The organism is Microvirga vignae (assembly GCF_001017175.1).
In the GTDB taxonomy this organism is placed as follows: Bacteria; Pseudomonadota; Alphaproteobacteria; order Rhizobiales; family Beijerinckiaceae; genus Microvirga; species Microvirga vignae.
Genome location: NZ_LCYG01000007.1, coordinates 12,494 through 36,224, shown reverse-complemented (window position 1 = coordinate 36,224; position 23,731 = coordinate 12,494). Strand labels below are relative to the sequence as shown.

The window sequence follows — 23,731 nt, the reverse complement described above, 5'->3', positions numbered from 1 at the left end:
TCGCAGCGCGACTGCCAGCCGGCAGAAAGGTCAGAGGCGTTCAGTCGGGCGCCTGCTGACCACCGATCAGCTTTTGGTTGCTGCAACCGGCCAACCTCTCACCCCGGAAGCCTTCCGCGCTCACCTGCGGGAACGGTATCTCGGACACTGAAAGGACCTACGCTGCCAATGAAACCTATCGGCCTCACTCTGGACAGCTTGCTCTCCTGGACAGCCATCATAATGTTCGCGATCCTCGTTTCCGTTGGTCTGCTGACCGGACGAGCAGCGGCTCAGCCTGAGAGCGACCCGTGTCGACCCGTCCAATATGCTGACAGCACCTTCGTGGTCTGCACGGCGGATCTACGAAAATACGAGGTGAGGCTGTTCTGGCGCGGGCCAGGCGGGGAAGTGCTGGGCTCGTTCGATCGGTTGAAAGAGACACCCGAGGGTTCACGCGTTGCTTTCGCGATGAACGCCGGCATGTACCATGAGGATCGCTCGCCTGTGGGGCTTCATGTCGAAAACGGGAAGGAGTTGAAGGCGGCCAACACAAGGAACGGGCCCGGAAACTTCCACCTCAAGCCGAATGGCATCTTTTATGTCAAAGGCCGTCAGGCAGGCGTGCTTGAGACAGGAGTGTATCTGAAGCGGAAAATCAGGCCCGATTTCGCGACACAATCGGGCCCGATGCTCGTCATCCACGGGCAAATCCACCCTCGGTTTTCGGAACAAAGCACCTCGCGAAAAATCCGTAACGGTATTGGGGTGAAAGACCAGCACACAGTCGTGTTTGTGATTTCAGAAGATCCGGTCACGTTCAGCACATTCGCTCATTTGTTCCAAGACGAGCTCGGCTGTGCCGATGCACTGTTCCTGGATGGAAGTGTCTCCAGCCTCTATGCCCCTTCATTGGATAGGATGGATACGCTCATGCCGATGGGACCGATCGTCGGAGCCTTGCGCCGACGCCCATGACAAGCGCCGCCAGGGCCAGCATGGGAGTGTCACATTGAAACTGTAGGCGGAAAGATGATGGCGTCAGATTCCATGTCCAAAGTGGTCATTCACAAAGCGGGTGGTTACGAGCAGCTCAAGCTCGACACTCATTGACTGCAGCTGCTGTCAGCAGTGAATCTCTTCGAATGCCTGCACCCACATCGCACAGATGCCAGACCGGACGATATCATCGCGCGTGAACTCGATGATCGGCACCGGCAGCAACTTGGACTTGATCAGGTGAATGACTGTCCGCAGACCTGAGGTCTCGCGCAGGTCACATTGGCTGACATCGCCATTGATTACGACAGTGCAATCCTCGCCAATCCGGGTCAGAAACGTCTTCATCTCGGCGGGAGTGGCATTCTGTGCCTCATCGAGGAGGATGAAAGCGTCCTTCCACGAGCGACCGCGCATAACTTCGAAGGGAACCATCTCGATATCGCCATTCTTCACGGCAATCTCGTAGGCCGCTGATCCGATCCGGTCCTTGATGGCTTCAATGACAGGAGCCGCCCAAGGCGCAAACTTCTCTTCCAGACTTCCCGGAAAGAATCCAAGCGAGCGTCCGCTCGACACGTTCGGTCGGGTTAAGATGATTTTGCTGATCCGGCGCTGGCGGAAGAGGTCTGCGGCAAGAGTTGCCGCGATCCAAGTCTTGCCCGTGCCTGCTGGGCCAAGAACAACGACTTGAGGACTCGTTTTCAGAGCATCCAGGTAAGTCGCCTGGGTTGCATTGAGCGGCTTGATCGACGGGACGCTTCGCTCTGCATCGAACTTGGACCCATGGAGTTCGATAATGTCAGCAGTTTCGAAAGAGCGGCGAGTTCTTCGTCTCTGCTTGTCGTGACGCTTGCTCAAGGGCTAACTCCAACATTCAGGGCTGCACAAAGCATTCCGCCCGAGGCCATGTCGTTGGCACTCGGGCGGCAATTGAGAGGAAGGCATTTTGGGGCGCGTGGTTGCGGGCGGTCGCTTTCCGCGATCCAACTGCTGAGGATCAACCCGTCTGGTTGTCAAAGTGCCTGTCTCCACCCGCTGGGCGCAAACCATCTTCGATTCTCATGACAGTTTATAATTGCCATGGTCAGACACGAGTCGAATGTTGAGGCAGTGTGCTTAGTTCCAAGGCAGGACGCTCCAGCACAAATTGGCTGGGGATAACCACGACGTGAATGGCTGGGGATAATCACGACGTGAAGCTGCGCTCCCTTCCCTCCTCACACTCCACCCTCTTTCGCCTCAGCCGCCGTCCAAAGCCCCAAGATCACGCCGGGATGGGTGATCCGGAAAAGCTCCTCCATGGTCATACCGATGGAGAGACCGTACCGGAGCATTCCCCCGGCGGGATCTGAGACATTATGGAGCCCGTTCTGCTGGCTGACCGACCACGGTAAGAACGCCTGTCGGAATTATAACAAGATGGTTCAAGTTCCATTCAGCCACGCTTTGTTTGAATGAGGCTAATCGGGACTTGGCACTATCGCATTCCCCGTCAGGTTGGAGATCATACATGCGCAAGGTTGCAACGCTGGCTGCTATCAGCGTCTTGGCTCTTGGGACTTTTTCGGCGTCCAATGCCGAGGCGCGGGATCGGAATTGGGTTGGTCCTGCTGTTGCGGCGGGCGTCGTCGGGGTTGCGGCGGGTGCCCTGCTCGCCAGTGCGGCCACTCCGGCTTACGCTTACCCAGCCGACGCTCCGGCATCCTATAGCTATGGCAGCTACTATGCCGCCCCGGCTTACCGCCCCTATCGCGTGAAGCGCGTCGTCCGCTACTACGAAGAGCCCCGCCCGATCTACCGCACTCGGCGCGTGGTCCGGTCCTATGATTACGGGTACGCTCCTGTGAGCACCCGCACGGTGACCTACAGCTATGGCTCTCCCTACTACGGCTGGTGAGTAAGCAAACAATTTCGGGAGCACAGGGCGGTCCTACGGATCGCCCTTTTTTGGCCGCATCAACAACCAATGAACCTTTGAGAAGCCCGACCGTTCAGGAGTTACCGATTTATCAGTGATGCTCCGTATCGGAAGGTTGGTCGGCAGGTTCTGTTGCATTAACCTGTCAATCCGCAGGATGTAGTAGCTGTTGATCAGAGCAAAGGCGCTACAGATTGTGTCTCCCGAAGTTAACGCAACAGAGCCCCGGCACGTGAGATTGGTCTTGGCACCTCGAGGGTCTTGGCGCGACGGCTGAGGGTGGAATGATCCGGTACGGCCAGATCGAGATCGAGGAGCCTCAGAATTGAGCCGATCAACCCGTCGGTTTGGCGTAGCGCCCGCCGGAACACTGCCCTGGGCATCGTCACGTTAACGAGCGTCCGACGGAACCTGGACCGGGAAGAGCTTCATTTTCAAGCAACGCGCGCCGTGTACGTGACTTGGGTCCATGTTTCGAAAGCGGCTCCTCGAGCCGTACGGTAGCCCGCAGCGGCGAGTTGATGTCGCCACAGGTGAAAGAGGTTAGCAATGGGATCATGGATTGAGAGGAAGCGCTGAACCTGCCCGGCCGACTTGAAGCGCTTCATCTGCCGTTCTCGTCGGCGGGTGGGTTGGTGTGAGTTCTCTGCTCGGTTGTTTAAGCCTTTATGCTGTCGATGTTCGATGCTCAGGCCCATCTCCCTGCGAGCAGCGCCATAGGATCCAAGTTTGTCCGTAATCATGACGCGCGGAGCCATGGCATGCTTCTTCAGGAGCTTGCGTAGCAGGCGCTTGGCGGCTTGGCGGCTTGGCGATCCCGGCGACCCTGGGCCAAGATGTCGAGAACAAAACCGTCCTGGTCCACAGCCCGCCAGAGCCAGTGCCGCTTTCCGCAATCATGATCACGACCTCATCAAGGTGCCAGCGGTACCCCGGTCGAGGAGCACGTCGGCGGACGCGATTGGCATACTCGCGGCCAAACTTCTCGGCCCAGCGGCGAACCGTTTCATGGCTGACCTCGATCCCGCGGGCCGCCAGCATCTCCTCCACCATGCGTAGGCTTAAGGGAAAGCGGAAGTACAACCACACGGCATGGCTGATCACCTCGGCAGGGAAGCGGTGGCGGGCATAGAGCGAGTGACGAGACTTCTTCATATCCCCTCATACGGCGACGCCCGATCCCATTCCGTTAACGTGATGGAGTGGATGCTCCCTGCTCACCGGCATCAAAGTGCCAAAGGGTGGTCGTCATGAAGATCGCCACAAGGAGAGGGAGCGTCCGCCGTGCAGATTACCACAGTCGGCCTGGATCTGGCCAAACACATCTTCCAGGTGCACGTCGTTGATGCCGCCGGCCACGTCGTGGCTCGGAAGAGGCTGCGCCGAGGCGAGGTGCTGTCGTTCTTTACTGGTCTGAGCCCGTGGATGATTGGCATGGAAGCGTGTGCGACCGCCCACCACTGGGCGCGTGAGCTGATCAAGCTTGGGCATATAGTCAAGTTGATGCCGCCGGCTTACGTGAAGCCTTACGTAAAACGACAGAAGAACGACATGGCCGATGCCGAGGCAATCTGCGAAGCGGTGACCCGGCCCACCATGCGCTTTGTCCCGATCAAATCCGCCGAACAGCAGAGCGTACTGATGCTCCACCGGGTGCGGGCTCTTCTGATCCGCCAGCGCACCATGCTGGTCCACGCCCTGCGTGGGCATTTGGCCGAGTTCGGCATCATCGTCGCTCAAGGGATCAGCCGCATCCGCGAGTTGATTCAGCTCCTGACCGACGAGAGCGCCGATGCCGCGCTGTCGCCTCTGGCCCGTCGGGCTCTGGCACCTCTCGTGGACCAGTTGCTCGATCTGCAGCCGCGGATCCGAGCGCTTGAGGCCGAACTCCTGATCTGGCATCGGCAGAGCCAGGAGAGCCGCAGGCTTGAGACGATCCCGGGGGTGGGCTTCATCACGGCCACGGCCATCGCAGCGACTGTGACAGATCCCTCGCAGTTCCGCTCCGGCCGGGAGTTTGCCGCCTGGCTGGGACTGACACCGCGGCCGAACTCATCGGGCGGCAAGGAGCGGTTGGGGCGAATCTCCAAGATGGGCAATGGCTACCTGCGCACGCTGCTGGCGGTCGGTGCTACGGCCGTCATTCGCTATGCTCGTACGAGGACCGCGGCGGGCACAGGCTGGATCAACAGTCTGCTGAGCAAGAAACCAGTGCGGCTAGTCTCGATGGCGCTCGCCAACAAGACGGCCCGGATCGCCTGGGCGCTTCTGGCCAGAGGAGAGGTCTACCAATCTCCTGCACCAGCTGCCGGTTGAGCACCGCTGCGGGTTGATGTTCTCAGTTCGGGAAGGGTGATGAATAACGTGATGCAAATCGGTCGAACCGGGATTAGGACAACCCGCGGCGTTGTCAGAGCCTTGAGCTCGATAATGTGATTGGGACCTGATCGGCGGACTTCCATCAGGGCCAGCGGTCAGATGACCGCACCAACAGGCCGTACATATGACGGCACCCGACCATTTTGCAGATACGTTCAACAAAACCCTTGCCGGCAGGGAGCGTCCACATATGACGATGCCCGACTGTACCCGGTTGATCGCCGTAGATGTACAGCTTGAGCAAACCAACAGGATGATACGATGGGCGCCCTGTTACCGCGGGCATGGCGCCCTCGAAGCCCAAGGTCCTTAGATCGAGTGCATCGACAAAAGCATCAATGACACGGACCGGGTTGTCCTCACCGACCCAATCGTCCAGGCTTTCGGGAAACAGGGTGGTCTGGCCGCGATCCACGCCTTCGACAAAGCGTCTCATCGGATCCCCCAAACAGAGCGGGTAATCCTCCAACCAACCACGTTTTGACACACCCAGGGTCATCCAAGGAAATTCTATGTACGTCACCAGCGTCCGGTGTTTCCTGCACGAACGGACGTTCAGCCTAGTTCTGGGATGTGCCAGGAACCGACCTCTCCTATCGCCAATGGACGACAGCCACGTCGGCCTGCACGGGAGCGGTAAATCGTATTCCTGGCCTGAAAGGTTTTCGGGTCCGTACAGCCTATAATCCTGCGGGTCCGGGATGGCCAAGGCCGTCAGTTCGCGTGCCCGCCTACCTCAAGCTGATCTCAACAATCAAGGCTCCCGGGGATCTGCCTTTGCGAAAGAGGACGGCTGCCCTTGGGAGCATATTGCAGCGTTCAAGCGAACACAGCAGCGCTACGCACCATGAGGGGCGGCTCACTATGCGTCCGCCCCGATGATGCTGAGGATAGGCCCCTGAATTCCTCCTTCTTTCAGAGGTCAAGAAGGCGCTGGAGCTTCTCTAAGCGCTCCATAGCTATAACACCGTCCGCGATCGTCGGTGCTGCGGAATCCTCGCCCCGGAATAGCTTCACCGTATCAGCCAGCAATGCGTGATAACCCTTGTGGTCTTCATTGGCTGCTGCGGTGAAATTCGGCTTCCACATCAGCGTATCGACATCGTCATTCAAGGTTGCTGCAAGATCATCGGTTTTGAACGGAGGATTTCGGTTCCACCGAACCTCGATGATGTCATCGACTTCTAGCCGCTGATGATCACCCATCAGTTCGATCCGCTCGACAGGAGTGCCACGCGACTGGATTGTTCCCATGGCGATGGTGCCAATGGCACCACACTCGAAACCGAAATCCACGTGGAAGAGGATCCGCCCAGGAGCCGCCTCGACCTTGCGGGCATTCATCTCGCGCACGGGCGAGACGAAGAACGACACTAGATCCATGTAATGGACGCAGTGGTGCAGGAAGAAGCCCGAATAATCGACATTTCCAACGAAGTAGGTCGGAGCCGTCATGTAATAGCCGGTGAGACCGAGAACCCGTCCGAAGCGGCCTGAAGCGATGATATTGTGTGCGATCCTGTTGCCGATCGAATAACGCTTCATAAACCCAAGCACCAGCGGCTTGCCGCTGCGTTCGGAGGCTCTCAAGAGTTCGCGTGCGCCGTCCGCCGTCGGTGCTGGCGGTTTTTCCATGAAGACGGGAAGGCCGCGCTCGAGAGCAGCCTTGCCGAATGCGAGGTGCTGGTCTGGGCCGACGGCCATTCCGACCATATCGATGCCAGGGCTGTTGATCAGCTCATAGGCGTTCGACACTAGGTTTTTCACGCCAAACTGTCGGCCTCCTTGGGCTAACCGCGCTCCGTCGACATCGCATAGGGCGACGACCTCGACGTCGTGACGCATGAGCTGAGGGAGCAACATTTGGGTTGCGTGGGTGCCGCAACCGATCCAGCCAACTTTGAGGGTCATCGCCGATATCTCGTCAGGTTTAGGTGAGACTTTAGAAACGATACGCTGTTGGAGAGCCGCTCGCTCTCATCCTCGTGCGGTGGACGCCATTGAGCAAAGGGCACACCGAAGCGGTCGTCATTGCGGCGGAAGGGCTCGAGCGATATCGGCCCTTGATAGCCGACGCCGTGGAGCGCGCGGCAGACCTCGACCCAATCCGTGGATCCGGTACCCAAAAAGCCGCGATGGTTCTCATTTGCCTGGAAATGGACAGTGCGTGAGCCGGCAAGGCGAATAGCCTCCGGAATCGACGCCTCTTCCATATGCATGTGGAACGTATCGAGCATCAGTCCCACCGCCGGGCGGTCGACCGCATTGAGGAGTTCGATCGCCTGCTGTGTCGTGCACAGCACATCGCTTTCAAAGCGGTTGAGCGGCTCAACAGCAAGCTTGATGCCGACAGAAGCCGCATGATCACCTGCCTTCTGGAGACCGGTCACGCAGCGCTCCTTACGGGCAAGCCTCTCGCCCTCGTCGACCGGTGCGGGTGGGCGGCCCGCGAAAACCAGCGGGTTGCCAGTCAGAGGGCCGCCGACAATCTTGGCGCCCAAGGCTGCCGCGCAATCGGCGGCATAGCGCAGATAGTCGATTCCTGCTTGGTGAGCCGTGCGATCGTCACTTGCCAGGTTGCGTTGCAAATTAACCCGCGCGGCGAGAACTACGCCGAGACCGGCATCATCGAGGGCATGCCGTGCGGCGTTCAGATCGATCTCGCCCTGCTCGGGCACGAGAAGCTCGACGAAGTCGAAACCGAGCGATTTCATTCGCCCAAAGAGCGGAAAATGCTCGGCCGTGAATGGCCGGGCATATTGCATGGATATAAGACCGATAGGATTCATGATCGTCCTTGCTTTGGATTCGTGGTCTCGGATCAGCCTTTGACGGCACCTTGGGTAAGCCCGCCGATCAGACGGCGCTGGGCGATGAGAAACAGGATGGTGGCCGGCAGAGCGCCTACTACTCCACCTGCGGAGAGGAGCCCCCATTCGATCTGATATTCGCCGATCAAGGTCTGGATCGCGACAGTGACCGTGCGGACGTTCCGCCCGCCCAATGTGAGAGCGTAGAGATACTCGTTCCAAGCGGTAATGAAGATGTAGATCCCGGTCGAGACAATGCCCGGCATAGCAAGAGGCAGGATAACCCGCTTGAGCGCCTGCATACGGCTACAGCCATCAGTCATTGCCGCCTCGTCAAGGCTCCTCGGAATCGCGTTGATGTAACTCGTCAGCATCCAGACCGAGAACGGAATAGCCACTGTGGCATTCGCGATGATGAGGGCAGCATGGGTGTCGAGGAGACCGAAGCGACGCATCATTACGAAAAGCGGCAGGATCAGCAGAACCACCGGGAACATGTTGACTAGCAGGAACTGCATCATCAGGATCCGGCGACCAGCGAACCGGAATCGGGAGAAGGCATAGGCTGCGGTGACCGAGACAAAGAGGCCAAGTGCGGTTGTCCCGGCTGCCACGATGAAGCTGTGGCCCATATTCCCGAGGAACGAGGTGCGGGAGACAAGACGCACGTAGTTCTCGAAAGACCAGTTGGCCGGGCTGATGGCGACACCCAGGGCGGCGAGCCTGCCCTGCGGCGTGAAGGACGTCATGAGCATCCACATGAAGGGGCCAATGGCCAGCAGTATGACGCCGAGCGCGGGAAGGTCCGTCGTCAGGATGCGGCGCGTTAAGGTTGGCTTGCCGATCATCGCTCCACCTCCCGCGACATGCGTGCAATGTAGATGGCGACTACGACACCCAGCAGCACTGTGAACATCACGGCGATGGTGGTTCCGTAGCCGAAGTCGAGGTTTTGCCGCGCCTTGATGAAGGCATAGAGCGGCAACGTCTGGGTCGCGTAGCCGGGCCCGCCACCGGTCATTACGAAGATCACGTCGATAGAGTTCGCAACCCAGATGATGCGCAGAAGACCAGCGGTCGCCAAGACGCCTGCAATACCAGGCAATGTCACGTGGCGGAACTGCCTCCATGCGCTCGCGCCGTCAATGGATGCGGCCTCGTAGCGGCTCTTGGGAATACCCTGGAGGCCTGCAAGGATCATGACCGCGAAGAACGGGAAGCCCTGCCAGGTGAGGGTAACGACGACGGCATAAAGAGCCTTGTCCGGGTCTGCGAGCCACGGAATGGCGGACTGAATGATCGACAGACGTAGCAGGATCTCGTTCAGGACGCCTGTATTGGCGTCATAGATCCAGCGCCACATGAGCGCGATCACGACGCTGGGAAGTGCCCACGGGATGATCACCAAAGCCCGGGCGAGACCCCGCCAGGGAAATTCTCGATTGAGGATCAGCGCCGCGATCAGTCCGAGCCCCATCTGCAGCGGGACTGTGAGGCCGATCCAGATGGCCGTATGTTTGAGGGTAATCCAGAAAACGGGATCCTGGATGAGTTTCATGTAGTTGTCCAAGCCCACGAAGCGGGCCGCATTGGGCCTGAACAGCACAAATGCGTACAGGCTCGTGACGACGGCTTCGATCATCGGCAGGAAGACGATCACGACGGTCACGACGACGGCTGGCGTCAGCAGGCCGTAGGGCAACAGGCGGTTGCGCCACGTGCGCGTCGGCGCCGCCTGATCCGGCAAGGCTGCGGAAAAGGACATGGGCCAATCTCTTGTCAAAACAGGACAGGCTGCGCCCGTCAGGGCGCAGCCTGAGCGATAACTTTACTGGGAAGCGAGGAGAGCCTCGATTTCCTTCATCATCTGCTCGGAGTTGATCTGACCGGTCAGAGCCCGCTGCATGGTGGTTGGCAACACGGTGTTCACGAAATCAGCCGTGGCCGGCGTCTGGGGCAGTACCGAGGCAAAGGGCAGAGAGGCGACAGTTGCATCGACAAAGCGCTGCTCGTGCAGCTTCCAGTTTTTCGACCCACTCTTTGTGACGGTAAGCTGGCCCGTCGCCTGGTTGAAGAGAACGTTGTTCTCGCCCTCGGCAAGAAACGTAATCCACTTCCATGCGGCGTCCTTCACATCGGAGGATGAAAAGATCGCTAAGGATTCGTCGCCATAGGACGTCCAGGCTTTCTCGCCGCAGCGGGGAACAGGAGCTGCCGACACCTTGTCGCCAAGGGCTTTCACCACGTCGGCCGACGACCCGATATGATGAATGGTCATAGCCGTCTTGCCGCTCTTGAAAGCGCCTAGGATTTCTTGGAATCCGTCGTTCGGGGCGGATGGCGGGAAGACCTTATGCACTCGATGGAGATCGATGAGCCACTGGTTGGCCGCGATTGCATCAGGCGTCGTGAGGCCGCCCTTCTCGAACTTGGCGCCCTTCGAGAAGACGAACGTGCCCCATTGGTCCCAGCCGCCTTTGCCGCCGCGGAATCCAAAGCCGTATTGATCGGGCGCCTTGGTGAGGGTCTTTGCTGCGTGCAGGAACTCCTCGCACGTCTTCGGCGGCTCGAGGCCTGCGGCCTTGAACAGGTCGGGGCGGTAATAGAGGTAGAGGACCACGTACTGGATCGGTAGATAATACTGCTCGCCGTCCGGTCCCTTGTTGAGGTTGAGCAGGTTATCGAGAAGATCCGCCTTACCGGCCCATTTCTCGATCCGGTCGCCGATCGGCTCCAGCGCTCCCATTTCCACGAGCCGCGGCTGAGCAAAGAGCTTCACCATCGCGGCATCAGGCGCGTTTCCGCCGACAATGGCCGTATAGAGATTGTCATAGTAGCTGTTCCAGGGAACATTCTCGGCCTCAATCTTGATGCCAGGATTCTGTGCCTGGAACTTCTCGACGAGCTTCGACATCGGATTGTCCGGATTGTCGAAATGATACCAGAAACGCACCGTTTCGGCCTGCGCACCGCCTGCGAGGGCCAAGCCAGCTGCAAGGCTGCAGGCAGCTAGAAACGTCTTCATTAGCTTCTTCATCGTTTCCTCCGTTTCAGTCGTTTGTCATTTCTCCGTTGATCTTCGCCAACTTTCGCGCGGCTGCCCCCGCCGCGACCAGGGCTTCTCGCGCCGCCTGAAGCGACACCGTCATCTGCAGAAATCCGTGCACGACGCCCGGGACGACACTCACGGGGTCGTCCCGCCCCAGATCGCGCAATCGTCGCCCGAGGGCCAAGGTGTCGGAGAGAAGTGGATCAATCCCGGCCGCCTGAAGCCATAGCGGCGGCAGCGCCCGAAGCTCGGAGTCCGAGGCTTCTAAGGGGCAAATAAGCGGATCGTGCCGGGCCTCGTCGCTGGAAACATACCAGTCCCAATACCGCCTCATCTTCGCTGTGGTCAGGCCCGGTCCATCGGCAAAGCGCACATGGGACGGCGAAGTGTGATCGGCGGAGTAGACGCCGTAGAAAAGAAGGGCTCCCTGAGGGAGCGCACGCCCCAGCCGATGCTCGTGGATCATCGCAGCGAGCGCCAGATTTGCACCGGCGGAATCGCCCGACACCAGGAGCGGCCCGGGCCCAAATCCAAAGGAGGACGGCTCAGACTGCAGTGCACGCAGGGATGCCACCACATCCATAAGGCCTGCGGGATAGGGATGCTCGGGCGCGAGCCGGTAGTCTGGCACGACGACCGCCATGCCCGTTTCGATTGCCAGAAGACGGGCGCATCGTTCATGGGTTTCCGGGCTGCAGAAGGCGAAGCCGCCGCCGTGCACGAAAAGAAGGATGCCCGCAGTGCGCTCTCGCGGAATGAGCACGCGTGTGCGGCACTCCGCCGATCCCAGATCGGGATTGGCAGGAATGCGGTATTCGCCAATTTCCGCCATGACTGGAAGATCGATATTCCAGCGCAGATTGCCTTTTGCCGCCGCTGCGCGCCCCTCTGCCGCTGGTAACAGGGTCGGATCAATCGGGGGGCCGTCCTCCTCAGCCACGCGTTGCATGAGCTCGGCCATGTCAGGCAGCAGATCAGTGGAGAGGTCTTCGGGGCGCTCGCGCATCATTGTTCTCCGTCCGTGAAGACCTGAGGGCCGAGATCCACGATGGTGGCGATGTGATGCGCCAGCGCCTGCGCGGCGATAGCCGCATCCGAGCGCTCGACTGCCTCAACAATCGAGAGGTGGCGCCTGGCGGTGGCCAGCAGATCGCGCTCTCCCTTGGATCGGGAAATCTTGAAGCGATGATTGTGGACGAGGCACCGGTGCAGGATTGGCTCGAGAGCCGGAAGGTTGGCGTCGCGCAGCAGACGACGATGGAAGTCCCGGTCGTGCTCGGCAAGCTTGTACTCGTCGTCTGAGAGAGCAGCCTCTTCCATCGCGTCGATCAGCCTCTTGAGATCGGCAACGAGCGTCCGGCTCGGCCGCTGCAGGGCTCTGACGACCCCGCGGCATTCTATGGATTGGCGAAGCCGGAACATCTCGATGGCCTCGTCCGCCGTACAGTCGGCAACCCGGGTGCCACGATGGCCCTGCCGGATGACGAGCCCCTCCTCCTGCAACTGGAGGAGCGCCTCTCGGACAGGCCCCTGGCTGCACCCGAAGGCGCCGGCGAGTTCGAGCTCGACCAGGGGCTCGCCCGCCGGGAGCCTGCCCAACATGATCTCCCGCTTTACAGCCTCATAGACCTCACCCGATTTTGCCGGACGAGGCGCAGAAGGCTGGTAGATCCGCTGGAGATTAAGGCCGGGCATCATCGATCTTGCTGTTGTTGCGTTCGACTATGATTATCATTATCAATAATGGTAATCAACAGGGATCCCAACGGAGGAAACGAGAATGGCCCAGATCAGGCTCGAGAGACTCAGGAAAAGCTACGGGAGTGTCGAGGTAATCCCCGGCATTGATCTCACCATCGGCGACGGCGAGTTCTTGGTGCTGGTGGGCCCGTCCGGCTGCGGGAAATCAACTCTCCTGCGAATGATTGCCGGTCTTGAGGAAATCAGCTCGGGCACGCTGCGCATTGGCGACACCACCGTGAACGACCTTCCCCCGGCCGAGCGTAATATTGCTATGGTGTTTCAGGACTATGCGCTCTACCCGCATATGAGCGTGAGCGATAACATGGCCTTTGGGCTCAAAATGCGGAATGCGCCCGCCGCGCAGATCAACGAGCGCGTCGCCAAGGCTGCGGAAATCCTCAAGATCACGCCCTATCTCAAGCGACTGCCGGGACAGCTCTCTGGTGGACAGCGTCAGCGCGTCGCAATGGGGCGGGCGATCGTCCGCGAGCCTGAGGCGTTCCTTTTCGATGAGCCTTTGTCCAACCTGGATGCGGCGCTTAGGGTGGAGATGCGCCTTGAGATGGCGAAGCTGCATCGCCGCATGCGTGCCACAACAATCTACGTGACCCATGACCAAGTCGAGGCGATGACGCTTGCCGATCGGATCGTCGTCATGAACGCAGGGCATGTGGAGCAAGTCGGCCGACCGCTTGATCTCTACCACCGTCCGCAGACGCTGTTCGTTGCGCGCTTCATCGGCAGCCCGACCATGAACACGTTCAATCTGCGGGCTGAGAAGCGATCTGGTGTACTCGGGGTGCGGCTCCAGACAGACAGCGTCATCGAGGTTCCGGCGCCATCACTTCAGCCCTCCGGAGATGGCGCCCCCATTACTGTGGGCATTCGCCCCGAAGACTTGGGCGTTTGCGATCCCAGAGAGGCCTGGCTCACGGGCGAGACCGTCGTCGTCGAGCGGCTCGGCGGTCAGACCTATGCCTATCTCGACATCGGAGGTGACCGACTCCTTACCATAGAACTGCCGCGGTCGAGTGAGGTGATGCCGGGCACCGTTCTATCCGTGGCGGGTCAGGCCGACGCCATCCACGTCTTCGCTGAAAATGGCGGACGCCTGAACTGAGGTCCTGCAGCTTTCTCCCAAAGCAACTTCAGCACCATCTGGAATTCGGTCGATGCCTCTTCCCATCATGCAGTTCGGAACGAGCCGTTTCCTTCAGGCGCACGTCGATCTTTTCGTCGGGGAGGCGCTCTCTCGTGGCGACGCCGTTGGGAAGATCGTGGTCGTGCAAACGACCAACTCACCTGAAAGTAGCCGCCGGGTCGAAGCTCTGAATACACGCCAAAGCTATCCCGTTATGATCAGAGGGCTCGACCGCGGTCGGCCGATCGAACGGCGCGTAGATGTGGAGAGTATCGGGCGCGCTCTCCAAGCACAGAGTGACTGGGCGGAGATCGAGCGGCTGTTCATCGAGGATGTCCGCTACGTCGTTTCGAACACCGGAGACCGAGGATATCTCCTCAATCCCGACGATCGCTTCGAATACGAGGTCCCCCGCAGCTTCCCGGCCAAGATCGCGAAGCTCTTGCATCGGCGATGGGAGCGCACTGGCACAGGGGTGACATTCCTCCCCTGTGAACTGACGAGCCGGAACGGGGATGCCCTACGAGACATCGTGATCGAAATTGCTCAGCACTGGGGACTGGAAACGGCCTTTGTGACATGGCTCCGAAGCGAGTGTATGTGGGTCAACTCTCTTGTGGACCGCATCGTATCGGAGGCGCTCCACCCGATCGGCGCCGTTGCAGAGCCATACGCTCTATGGGCCGTCCAGGATCAGCCGGGGCTGCAGTTCCCATGCAAGCATCCTGACATCAAGGTCGTCGCGGACCTTCGGCCCTATGAATGGCTGAAGCTCTATATTCTCAATCTGGGACACACGTTTCTTGCCGATCGATGGCTCAAGCAGCGGCGCCCAGGGGGCGAAACAGTTCGCGAGGCTCTTCAAGACCCTGAGCTTTTGTCCGATCTGTTGACGGTCTACGAGCAGGAGGTGTTGCCTGTTTTCGTAGGTATTGGAATGGGTAACGAGGCGACCGCGTATAAGGACACTGTGCTCGACCGCTTTGCCAACCCTTTCCTTGACCACCGCCTCTCCGATATTGCGTCTAACCATGATGAGAAGAAGCAGAGGAGAATTGGCGGATTGCTTCAGCTTGCCAGCGACAACAATTTGACCCTGCCGACGCCGCAACTGATGGAGTGCTTGAAGTCGTGTCCTCAGAGGGTTTAGGAAAGCACCCATGAAAAACCCGCCACAAGGCGGGTTTGTCTTTCAGATCTCGCGCGATCGAGTACGGGCACTGGACAGATTAATCGTCGCCACAGGGAACAGTCATTGTGATCGGTGGTGGTGCGGGCCTCGCGCCGGGCTATCTTTCCCGCCTTGAGAAAGCTCTATCGCACTTCCCCGCGATTCTCCGGCCCTCCCTGATACCGGTGTTTCTCCGTGCCGATGCCGGCCTCCTCGGAGCAGCAGACCTTCAGAGCCTAGCACTACCAGTGCTATGTTTGCCGACGACCTAACGGATTCTCTCCGGAGTGTTGTTGGACCGAGCGCCTACGACCTGATGCACACCCTGGCGCGGTTAGTGGGCGACTATCAGGTGTATGTAGATGTCAAGCAGCAGCTTGATTTCATCGAATACCAAGCAGAGCGCCGCCGGTGTTTTGCTGAGGATCCTGACGTGCCACTCTGATGCAATGAATCCCTGGCCGTGGTAGCCGCCTCCCTCCACGGCCAAACCAATCTTGTTGTGACAGCGACAAGGCGGCGGATAGTTGCATCCTGATGATAATTGGTAGGGATATGGGGTGTCAGTTAAAACTACGAGTACGGGGAACGTGGACCGCACGGGGGGGCATTTTTCGCGCGCCGAGGAGTAAAATCTTTACCGCGCGACAGTTGGCGAACCGTATCGAAGTCCACACGTTTTCTCTATGTAGTGGAGATCCAGCGTATGCGTTTCCCGGATCACATCGAAAACCTTTATCAGGAATTTCTCGCGCAAAAGAGGTCCTGCCAAATGCAGGGTCTGCCGGTGTGACATTCCGCCGGAGAAGCGCCGGGGCCGCCCGCGCCTGACCTGCATCACATGTGACGTCTATCAGGCTGCGCTCGCGATGGTTCCTCCCGAACCAAGACCTTGCGAGTGGTGTGGGGTTGATTTCCGGCTTCAACGGGATGTGGCACGGTTCTGTTCTAACGCGTGTCGGCGAGATGCCTACAGTGAGCGGCGGCGGTCCCGAGCCTTCAAGGAATGTCAGGAATGCGGTATGCCCCTCGTGGGCAGAGCGCGCAAGTACTGCACTCGCGAGTGCTGCCGGCGGCACTGGAATGCGCGAAAGCGCAAGGGACAGCTGCGAGCTCTCGTCATCTGCCCTGAGTGCCGCACTCTCTTCAGGCCTTGGCGCGCTGGGGCGATGTATTGCTCTCGCGATTGCGCCAAGCGGCGTGCGGATCGAAACCACTGCGACCGGCGCCGGGACGCCAGATGCAAGGCAGGCAATGGGATATTCAACAGTATCTTCTAGCCGAGATCTTACCTTGAGCTAAGTTCTTAGCCCGGGTGCAATCCGGCCCCCAATGCCTCTGAAGTCAAGTACATCGGAAGAATTCTCGGACGTATGAGAGGCTTGATCATGAGGAGCGCCGACGCGTCCTCGCGGCATCTAGTGCCAGACGATCTACGACGACTTCACGTGGATCCTTGTCTTCGCGCAAGCCAAGGAAGCTCGGATGGCGCAGGATGTTGTCCCGCGTCCATTCCGTGAATTCAACCTGGGCCCCGTAGCGCGGCTTGACTCAGTGCACCCGCGCGCATGTAGGTCCCCTTCGACAGGGCAGCTGTTGGCTTCTCTTGCTCAATCCGCTCCAGCTTGACTTGGAAGGCCTCGAGGAACTCGCGGGAGTATCACGTCCCCACCTTGCCGGCGTATTTTCAGCTCACCGGAGGGGGTGTAATAGCCGACGAGGAGAGCGCCGAAGCCAACCGGCGATCATTGCGGCTTGATGTAGCCGATGATGACGAACTCCTCGGTGTTGAGGCACTTCACCTTGAGCCAGTCTGGGTTCCGAGCCATGGAGTAGAGCGATGGCGTCGCTTCGAGATGATCCCCTCGAGCTCCAGGGCGCAGGCCTGAGCGAAGAAGGCCTTTCCACCGCCGACCCAGTGCTCGCTCAGCCGGCCGCTAGCGGGAGCATTGGCTAGACCGTGATCTCGTTGCGGTTCGCGCAGCGATCATGCTATCCTGGAGCAATGGTCCGGCCGACGAGCAGATCAATCGTCTGAAGATGCTGAAACGCCAGATGTTCGGGAGGGCCAAGTTCGACCTGCTGCGTCACCGCGTGCTTCACGCCACATGATCCTAAGCCACCAAACGGGCGAGAAGCCAACCGTCGCACCGAAAATGCGGATGAACCAGCTTTCGATGCTAATTCACATCTATGCCCGAAAAGGATTAGAAGCTCCCTGTTCGCGGGCATGGCGGTTGACCCGTCACTCCGCCGCAACTGGCAGAGCCTGTTCGGCGCCTCCCTGTTCAGGCTGGCTTCGGAGGAACAAGCGTCCTTTCTCGATCCAGAGAACAACTACGAGGCATGCCGTACCAAGGCAGAGATAACCAATGCTGAGCGGGATGACGGTGCCGTTGAAAGAACGTCCGATGACAAGTCCGAACAGTGCACCAACCAAAGTCGTATAGGCCCCGATGAACGATGAGGCCGTGCCCGCAAGCGCAGCCAAGGGAACCATGGCGATGGAGTTGAAGTTCGGCACCGTGAGGCTGTACAGAAACTGGTTGACGGCAAAAATCGCTGCATAGAGAAGCAGTGGCGGCCGCCCGTCATAGAGAACCGCCACGCCTAGCTGTACGGCTGCAACAAGCGCGAAACCACAAATGCCAATATGCGATAGACGGCGCATCCCTAGGCGCCGAACAAGCGTCGCATTCGTGAACGATGCCGCCCCCATGAACGCGGCGATGCAGCCGAAGACCAGAGGGAACATTGCTCCAAGGCCATAGACTTCCGTCTCGAAGATCTGCTGCGCCGAACCGATATAGGACATGAGACAGCCCATCATGAGAGCCATTGCCGTCGCATAGCCAATGCTGATGCGTGTGGAGACGGTGGACCTAACAGCGGATGAGACCTGGCCGAAGGCGAAGGACCGCCGATACTCCGGATGAAGGGTTTCCGGCATGCGATTGTAGAACCAGACCGCCACCAGCACGGCAAAGCCAAGGATGGCCGCAAAGATTATCCGCCATGTGCTCAGAAGCAGGAGCAGACTGCCCGAGGTGGGCGCCAGCATCGGCACGATTATAAAAACCATCATGGTGATCGACATGACACGCGCCATTTCGCAGCCTGCAAAGCGATCCCGGATGATGGCGACCGTCAGCACGCGGGTGGCGGCCAAGCCGGCTCCCTGAATGGCACGCCCGATCAGCAACATCGAAAAGCTGGCGGCCGTCGTCGCGACCACCCCGCCAATAAGGTAAACAGCCAGTCCGACCATCAGCGTGGGCCGCCGGCCAATCACGTCAGAGACCGGACCATAGACCGCCTGCATGATGGCAAAGGGCACCATGTAGGTCGTGATCAGCAGTTGAAGGTCATTGGGATCAGCAATCCCGAAATCGGCCTGGATCGGCCCGAAGGCAGGAAGCAGATTGTCGATGGACAAAGACCCGAGGCTCATTACGAGAGCGATGAGGAGCACAAACTCATGCAAAGACAGCAGTCGAGTGTGGCCGCTCCTGGCCGGGTCTTTGGCAGAGGAAAACATTGCGAAGCTTTCCGCGACAGGCGTTCTTGAAGTTCAGAGGAACACGTCACTGGAGATGGATGGAACCGCTGATAATAGCAAGTGGCGAGAATTCAGAGCTGCAGGAGACGCCTAGCCCGTGAATGTAGGCTGCCGGGCATGGCTCCTGCCAGTGATGGTCAAGACTAAAATTGGGTACTTTGGACGCGCAGCGTTGTTTGTCTGAACCTGCGCTTCATGGCTTTTTGGCATCCGAATTGCCCCATGAGATCATTCAATCACCACCTATCAACCCAGAGAGAAAGAGAGAGTTTCAAAAGGAATGCGGACCAACTCACCCGAACCATGTTCAAGTTGTAGCGGCGCGAACTCAAATGCGAGCGGCCCATGTCCTTAGAGCTGTGGGAATGGCCACACGCCAGAGGATCAGCGCGCCTAACTCTGCGGCTGCTCCGTTTTATGCCACTGCGATCAGGGTCTGGATCCCACATCGAAGTAGACTCGACCATCCGAGTCGAGCGGCCACAAGTCTACCGCATCTCCCAATCCGGTGTCGGCGGTCCAGCGTACTTGACCAACTGCGCTGCAGTGCCCAATCGCGCTCCGCTCAGCTGTTGTGCATAACGTGCGTTGGATCAAAGCAGGCGGGATCGTCCTCTTCTCGAAAGTTGCTGTCTTCGGTTGATAATGCCGGCGTCATTCAGGAACGAAATTTGCGCTGGCCCCAATGACGGATTATGACGGGCGGGCCGTCCCCGCTCGGGATCTATCGAAGGCGGTCCCACACGAGCGCCGCTAGCGGCATAACGTGGTTGCGCCTCAAGGTGATGATCAGAACGCCGCAGAGTGCAATTCCTGTCCCAACAGCCATGCGGGCGTCGAACCGGTCCCCTGTTACCAAAACTCCCATTGCCACAGTCATCAGTGGGTTCATGATCATGAGAGGCGCAATCAGGTTGGCCGGATACTTGCCGATCAAGCTGTAATAGATGGTATGAGCCACCAAGGAGACGACCAGGGCGGAAAACAGCAGGGCCGCCACGAAGGCCCAGCCCGCGTCCATGGCCCGGGGAATCTGATCGGTCTCGAAGCCCACCGTGAGGCACGATAGCGGCACAACAGATGCAAGCCCGATCCAAGCCTGGAACCGCAACGGCTGAACGCCTTCCATCTGCTTCATCATCACGGCCGCCAAGGATCCGGCGGCGGCGGAACCCAGGACCAGAAGGAGCCCGCCCGAGATCGGGAGCCCATTGGTGGGGTCCCACATCACGAGCACCCCACCCACGAACGTAAGAGCGATCCCGAGCCCGCGCCTCCAGTAGATCCTCTCCCTTAGCATAGCCATCGACAGGAGAGTTGTGATGGGAAGCCCGAGTTGACCCACAACCGCAGCGCTCGACGGGCTGGCCGTCTGAATGCCTAGGAAGAATAGCGCGAACCCACCCCCGCCCATAAGAAATCCGACCAGCAGAATGCGCCAAGTCGGCCATGGGGCAGGAAGAAGCCAAGGCAGGGCCAGCAGCGCGACGATCCCATAGCGCACGGCCGCGTAAAACAGAGGCGGGCTCCATGCCCGAGACGACGATCTTGCTCACTACCGTGTGTGCTGCCCACAGGAGGCACACCAGGAGCATGAGAGTGAAATCACGCAAGGGCATATGGATACCTGAAAGGACCGCTTACCGGTTCAGGCGACATGGTCCCAGATATCGTCCTGCGGTTCGTACCCGATGAGCCGGCGGGTGCTCTCAATGTCCCATGGCATAGTTCGATTGGCCGACATGCCGTTGACGATAATGCCGGGCTGCGGCCAGGGCGCTGCGTCAGCGAGGAGCGCCCGCTCCATGACGGCGGTGAAATCCCGGTTCGAGAGCCACATGTTGCGGAACCACCGCAGATCGCGCTCGTTCTCCGGGCCGGTGCTTACGTCCTCCCTGGGCAAGCCGGACGTGTTGATCGTATCCGGCCTGTTCTCTCCCGGCTGACACCAGCCGATCCGAACACAGACACTTGTCAGGGTTCCTTTGGAGCGGTGCGCCTCGGCCAGGCAGGCCCGCTCACCCATCAGCTTGGACGCCGCATAGGCAAAGCCTTGGATCATCTCCCGGCCGTTGAACCAGCGCGTTCCCGGACCGGGCGGCAGGGATGTCGTCAGAGTGCCCGGGGTGAGGGTCTCGGCCAGGGGCGCGTCCTTGTATTGCCCCATCACATGGTTGGAGGAGGCGAACACGATCCTCTGCAGCCCCGCCCGGCTGACCGCCGCCAGTAGGGCCAGGGTCATGTCGAAGGACGCGCAGGCATCGCTCCAGGGCGCATCGGGATAAGGGTTCTGGGCTGCGAAATGCACCGCGGCATCAACCCCGGCCAATGCCTCGTGCCATTGCACGTCGAATGGGTCCGCAAGATTACCTGCAGCCCATTGCACCCGTTCCACATGTGCTGCGGATGGAGGCGTCGAGCGATCGAGCGCGACGATCCGCTCGCACCAGTCCTGTGCCAAGAGATGAGCGATCAGCTTCTGGCCGAGATTGCCTCCCGCGCCTGTGATGAGGACAGAGCGCACCGGTCTTGAGGAAGTCATGATCGCACTGACGCTCCATGATGATGCTTGATCGGCAGTATCGCGCTGCCGGCCTCGGCTGTCACCAGTTGGTGACCGAGCCGTCCCGCCTGCGCAGATGCGGCGCTTCCCAGAACTCGAAGCTCTGCTTCGCGATCAGCTCCTCGTTGACCTCGATCCCAAGACCGGGCGCATCGGGAACGGGGTAATGCGCCCCCACCAGCCGCGGCTGAACCGGGAAGAAGTCAGAGTTGTCGAAACCGAGATGCGTTTCCGCGGGGCTCGCGCGGGTTTCGAGCCAGGAGAAGTTCGGAACAGCCGCCGAGAAATGGATGGTCGCCGCCGTGCAGACGGGCCCGAGCGGATTATGTGGCATCATGTCGACGTAGTGCGTCTCACTCCAGGCGGCGACCTTCATCGATTCTGTGAGGCCGCCGACATTGCAGACATCGAGGCGGTTATATTGGTGGATGTCGCGTTCGATATAAGGCTGGAACTGCCATTTCGACGCGAACTCCTCGCCGATGGCGAAGGAGATATCGGTCAGCCGGCGCAGTGCTTCATAGGAACTCGGCGACTCGTCGCGGATCGGCTCCTCAAGGAAGTCGAGGGTGCCGGACGGCATCTTCTGGCAGAAGCTCGCAGCCTCCGCAACGCTGAGGCGATGGTGATAGTCGATGCCGAGAACGACGTCTTGGCCGAGCGCCTCGCGGGCCTTCACGCACCATTTGGCGGTCGTCGCGATATGCTCACGCGGCTCGTAGATGTCCTTGTTCTCGTGACCGGAGGGCGAGAGGCGCATGGCCGTCCAACCGTGCTCGATCAGCATCCGCGCCTGTTCGATCATCGCCGGACCGGGCTCCGCGAAGGTCGTCGCGAAGGTCGGGATCCGGTCGCGCTGCTTGCCGCCGAGCAACTCGTAGACGGGCACGCCGAGGGCCTTGCCCTTGATGTCGTGGAGCGCGATGTCGATAGCCGAGATCGCTGCCTGCAGCACCCGGCCGCCCTCGAAATACTGGCTGCGGTACATTTCCTGCCACAGCGCGCCGATCTTGAACGGATCGCGTCCGCGCAGGAATTCGGCATAATGCTCGAGCGCGCCGACGACGGCTTTCTCGCGACCGGACAGGCCGCTCTCGCCCCAGCCGAAAATGCCCTCGTCCGTCTCGACCTTCACGAGAAGCTGATTCCGGATGCCAACCTTGACAGCATAGCTCTTGATCGCAGTGATCTTCATCGTGTCCTCGTCACCAGTGCCACAGCGTGCCATCTTCGAGACGGTTCACCGGCAGATAGGCGCGCTGGTACGGGAACTTCTCCGCCAACCTCTCATCGATATCAACGCCATGACCGATGGCGTCGCCCGGATGTAGGTAGCCGTCGGAGAGACTCCAGGCGCTCGGGAAGACTTCAAGGATCTCCGGCAGATAGCCAGAATATTCCTGGATGCCGAAATTGGGGACCCATAGGTCGAGGTGCAGGTTGGCGCCGAGGCAGATTGGCGACATGTCCATGGCACCGTGACAGGCGGTGCGGACATTGTAGACGCTCGCGAAATCCATGATGCGGCGGAGTGCCGTCACGCCGCCCGCATGCACGGTCGTCATGCGGATATAGTCGATGAGTTGCTCTTCCATGAGAAGCCGCGCATCCCAGATGGTGTTGAACACCTCGCCGACGGCAAGCGGCGTCGTGGTATGCTTGCGGATCAGCCGGAAGCCTTCCTGGTGCTCGGCCGCCACGGCATCCTCAAGCCAGAAGAGGCGCGCGAATTCCAGGTCCTTGCCGAGCCGCGCGGCTTCGATGGGCGTCAGGCGATGATGCGTGTCGTGCAGCAGCTCGATATCCCAGCCATGCGCCTCCCGCACCGCCTTGAAGAGTTCGGGCACATAGCGCAGGTATTTCGATGTCGACCAGGTTTCCTCGTGCGGGACCGCATCGTCGAGAGCGTTGTTCGTGACCGATTTCGCGCCCGTGCCGTAAACGTCCGGGAGTCCGGGAATGCCGACCTGGACACGGATCGCCTTGTAGCCCTGCTCATTCCGCCTACCGACGGCCTCCACCGCCTCGGCAATGTCTCGGCCCTGGGCATGAGTGTAGCACAGCACCTTCTCGCGGCTTGCGCCGCCGAGGAGCTGATACAGCGGCATGTTGGCGGCCTTGGCTTTGATGTCCCAGAGTGCGGTGTCGATGCCGGCGATCGCCGCCATGGTCACCGGGCCACGCCGCCAGTAGGCGCCCCTGTAGAAATACTGCCAGATGTCCTCGATCCGGCTCGGGTCACGGCCGATCAGAAGCGGTGCGAGATGGTCCTGAAGATAGGCGGCAACAGCCAGCTCCCGGCCGTTCAGCGTCGCGTCGCCGACCCCGGTCAGCCCCTCGTCGGTGAAGATCTTGACCGTGACGAAATTGCGCCCTGGCGAGCAGACGATAACTTTCACGTCGGTGATTTTCATCGA

The 23,731-nt window shown here is 59.8% G+C and carries 18 protein-coding genes and 5 pseudogenes; 6 read left to right on the top strand and 17 right to left on the bottom strand.

What is annotated here, in order from left to right:
- Positions 1-222: 222 nt before the first annotated feature.
- The gene (locus AA309_RS02300; RefSeq protein ID WP_047187376.1) at positions 223-957 is read left to right on the top strand and encodes a phosphodiester glycosidase family protein; all 735 of its coding nucleotides are present in this window, start codon (positions 223-225) and stop codon (positions 955-957) included.
- A gap of 147 nt (positions 958-1,104) precedes the next feature.
- Here the strand turns inward: AA309_RS02300 and AA309_RS02295 are convergent, their stop codons facing one another.
- On the bottom strand, positions 1,105-1,779 hold the full coding sequence (locus tag AA309_RS02295) for a PhoH family protein (protein ID WP_425286845.1): 675 nt from the start codon (positions 1,777-1,779) through the stop codon (positions 1,105-1,107).
- 712 nt (positions 1,780-2,491) lie between these two features.
- Between AA309_RS02295 and AA309_RS02290 the strand changes: the two genes are divergently transcribed.
- Entirely contained in the window at positions 2,492-2,878 is a 387-nt protein-coding gene (locus tag AA309_RS02290; RefSeq protein WP_047187369.1) for a hypothetical protein, read from the top strand.
- 260 nt (positions 2,879-3,138) lie between these two features.
- Here AA309_RS02290 and AA309_RS32795 read toward each other — a convergent pair.
- Positions 3,139-3,276: pseudogene (locus tag AA309_RS32795) on the bottom strand (transposase); the annotation flags it as partial.
- A 57-nt stretch (positions 3,277-3,333) separates the two neighbouring features.
- A pseudogene (locus tag AA309_RS02285) lies at positions 3,334-4,054 on the bottom strand (IS6 family transposase).
- 129 nt (positions 4,055-4,183) lie between these two features.
- Here AA309_RS02285 and AA309_RS02280 point away from each other — a divergent pair.
- The gene (locus tag AA309_RS02280) at positions 4,184-5,215 is read left to right on the top strand and encodes an IS110 family RNA-guided transposase (RefSeq protein ID WP_047187368.1); all 1,032 of its coding nucleotides are present in this window, start codon (positions 4,184-4,186) and stop codon (positions 5,213-5,215) included.
- A 201-nt stretch (positions 5,216-5,416) separates the two neighbouring features.
- Here the strand turns inward: AA309_RS02280 and AA309_RS02275 are convergent.
- The 8 genes and pseudogenes from AA309_RS02275 to AA309_RS02240 form a co-directional block, all read right to left on the bottom strand.
- Positions 5,417-5,714: pseudogene (locus tag AA309_RS02275) on the bottom strand (transposase); the annotation flags it as partial.
- A gap of 479 nt (positions 5,715-6,193) precedes the next feature.
- Complete coding sequence (locus AA309_RS02270) at positions 6,194-7,189, bottom strand: Gfo/Idh/MocA family protein (RefSeq protein ID WP_047187367.1); 996 nt, start codon at positions 7,187-7,189, stop codon at positions 6,194-6,196.
- Positions 7,186-8,067 (bottom strand): sugar phosphate isomerase/epimerase family protein, encoded by an 882-nt coding sequence (locus AA309_RS02265; RefSeq protein WP_084730808.1) that lies wholly within the window; start codon positions 8,065-8,067, stop codon positions 7,186-7,188. The genes AA309_RS02270 and AA309_RS02265 overlap by 4 nt, the downstream gene beginning before the upstream one ends.
- Before the next feature lie 32 nt (positions 8,068-8,099).
- On the bottom strand, positions 8,100-8,936 hold the full coding sequence (locus AA309_RS02260) for a carbohydrate ABC transporter permease (protein WP_047187366.1): 837 nt from the start codon (positions 8,934-8,936) through the stop codon (positions 8,100-8,102).
- The gene (locus tag AA309_RS02255) at positions 8,933-9,853 is read right to left on the bottom strand and encodes a carbohydrate ABC transporter permease (protein WP_047187365.1); all 921 of its coding nucleotides are present in this window, start codon (positions 9,851-9,853) and stop codon (positions 8,933-8,935) included. The genes AA309_RS02260 and AA309_RS02255 overlap by 4 nt, the downstream gene beginning before the upstream one ends.
- A 63-nt stretch (positions 9,854-9,916) precedes the next feature.
- Positions 9,917-11,113 (bottom strand): ABC transporter substrate-binding protein, encoded by a 1,197-nt coding sequence (locus tag AA309_RS02250; protein WP_047187364.1) that lies wholly within the window; start codon positions 11,111-11,113, stop codon positions 9,917-9,919.
- 25 nt (positions 11,114-11,138) lie between these two features.
- A complete protein-coding gene (locus AA309_RS02245) occupies positions 11,139-12,146 on the bottom strand; it encodes an alpha/beta hydrolase (protein WP_244470232.1) in 1,008 nt (335 codons plus the stop codon).
- Complete coding sequence (locus AA309_RS02240; protein WP_244470231.1) at positions 12,143-12,835, bottom strand: GntR family transcriptional regulator; 693 nt, start codon at positions 12,833-12,835, stop codon at positions 12,143-12,145. The genes AA309_RS02245 and AA309_RS02240 overlap by 4 nt, the downstream gene beginning before the upstream one ends.
- A gap of 82 nt (positions 12,836-12,917) precedes the next feature.
- Here AA309_RS02240 and AA309_RS02235 point away from each other — a divergent pair, with 82 nt between their 5' ends.
- Positions 12,918-14,000, top strand: a complete 1,083-nt coding sequence (locus tag AA309_RS02235) for an ABC transporter ATP-binding protein (RefSeq protein WP_047187362.1) — start codon at positions 12,918-12,920, stop codon at positions 13,998-14,000.
- A gap of 52 nt (positions 14,001-14,052) precedes the next feature.
- Positions 14,053-15,171, top strand: a complete 1,119-nt coding sequence (locus tag AA309_RS02230) for a mannitol dehydrogenase family protein (protein ID WP_047187361.1) — start codon at positions 14,053-14,055, stop codon at positions 15,169-15,171.
- 1,407 nt (positions 15,172-16,578) lie between these two features.
- Here AA309_RS02230 and AA309_RS34000 read toward each other — a convergent pair.
- Positions 16,579-16,731: pseudogene (locus tag AA309_RS34000) on the bottom strand (ATP dependent DNA ligase); the annotation flags it as partial.
- 414 nt (positions 16,732-17,145) lie between these two features.
- On the opposite strand from AA309_RS34000, the pseudogene AA309_RS33995 reads away from it, so the two are divergent.
- Positions 17,146-17,304, top strand: a pseudogene (locus AA309_RS33995) (ISL3 family transposase); the annotation flags it as partial.
- A 133-nt stretch (positions 17,305-17,437) separates the two neighbouring features.
- Here the strand turns inward: AA309_RS33995 and AA309_RS02215 are convergent.
- The 5 genes from AA309_RS02215 to manD all read right to left on the bottom strand — a co-directional run bounded on the left by AA309_RS02215 (position 17,438) and on the right by manD (position 23,728).
- Positions 17,438-18,664, bottom strand: coding sequence for a multidrug effflux MFS transporter (locus AA309_RS02215; RefSeq protein WP_244470230.1), 1,227 nt, complete (start codon positions 18,662-18,664; stop codon positions 17,438-17,440).
- An 811-nt stretch (positions 18,665-19,475) separates the two neighbouring features.
- Positions 19,476-20,255: a DMT family transporter gene (locus AA309_RS02210; RefSeq protein ID WP_200901925.1), complete on the bottom strand. Its 780-nt coding sequence runs from the start codon at positions 20,253-20,255 to the stop codon at positions 19,476-19,478.
- Between the two features lie 144 nt (positions 20,256-20,399).
- Positions 20,400-21,293, bottom strand: coding sequence for an NAD-dependent epimerase/dehydratase family protein (locus tag AA309_RS02205; RefSeq protein ID WP_047187357.1), 894 nt, complete (start codon positions 21,291-21,293; stop codon positions 20,400-20,402).
- A 61-nt stretch (positions 21,294-21,354) separates the two neighbouring features.
- Positions 21,355-22,509, bottom strand: a complete 1,155-nt coding sequence (locus AA309_RS02200; RefSeq protein WP_047187356.1) for a mandelate racemase/muconate lactonizing enzyme family protein — start codon at positions 22,507-22,509, stop codon at positions 21,355-21,357.
- Positions 22,510-22,519: 10 nt separating this feature from the next.
- Positions 22,520-23,728: a D-mannonate dehydratase ManD gene (gene manD / locus AA309_RS02195; RefSeq protein ID WP_047187355.1), complete on the bottom strand. Its 1,209-nt coding sequence runs from the start codon at positions 23,726-23,728 to the stop codon at positions 22,520-22,522.
- Positions 23,729-23,731 lie beyond the last annotated feature (3 nt).

Coding starts and splice junctions, on each gene's coding strand:
- AA309_RS02235 (WP_047187362.1), top strand. CDS start 12,918: ATGGCCCAGATCAGGCTCGAGAGACTCAGGAAAAGCTACGGGAGTGTC.
- AA309_RS02250 (WP_047187364.1), bottom strand. CDS start 11,113: ATGAAGACGTTTCTAGCTGCCTGCAGCCTTGCAGCTGGCTTGGCCCTC.
- AA309_RS02260 (WP_047187366.1), bottom strand. CDS start 8,936: ATGATCGGCAAGCCAACCTTAACGCGCCGCATCCTGACGACGGACCTT.
- AA309_RS02230 (WP_047187361.1), top strand. CDS start 14,053: ATGCCTCTTCCCATCATGCAGTTCGGAACGAGCCGTTTCCTTCAGGCG.
- AA309_RS02240 (WP_244470231.1), bottom strand. CDS start 12,835: ATGATGCCCGGCCTTAATCTCCAGCGGATCTACCAGCCTTCTGCGCCT.
- AA309_RS02200 (WP_047187356.1), bottom strand. CDS start 22,509: ATGAAGATCACTGCGATCAAGAGCTATGCTGTCAAGGTTGGCATCCGG.
- AA309_RS02270 (WP_047187367.1), bottom strand. CDS start 7,189: ATGACCCTCAAAGTTGGCTGGATCGGTTGCGGCACCCACGCAACCCAA.
- AA309_RS02300 (WP_047187376.1), top strand. CDS start 223: ATGTTCGCGATCCTCGTTTCCGTTGGTCTGCTGACCGGACGAGCAGCG.
- AA309_RS02255 (WP_047187365.1), bottom strand. CDS start 9,853: ATGTCCTTTTCCGCAGCCTTGCCGGATCAGGCGGCGCCGACGCGCACG.
- AA309_RS02265 (WP_084730808.1), bottom strand. CDS start 8,067: ATGAATCCTATCGGTCTTATATCCATGCAATATGCCCGGCCATTCACG.
- AA309_RS02245 (WP_244470232.1), bottom strand. CDS start 12,146: ATGATGCGCGAGCGCCCCGAAGACCTCTCCACTGATCTGCTGCCTGAC.
- manD (WP_047187355.1), bottom strand. CDS start 23,728: ATGAAAATCACCGACGTGAAAGTTATCGTCTGCTCGCCAGGGCGCAAT.
- AA309_RS02205 (WP_047187357.1), bottom strand. CDS start 21,293: ATGACTTCCTCAAGACCGGTGCGCTCTGTCCTCATCACAGGCGCGGGA.
- AA309_RS02290 (WP_047187369.1), top strand. CDS start 2,492: ATGCGCAAGGTTGCAACGCTGGCTGCTATCAGCGTCTTGGCTCTTGGG.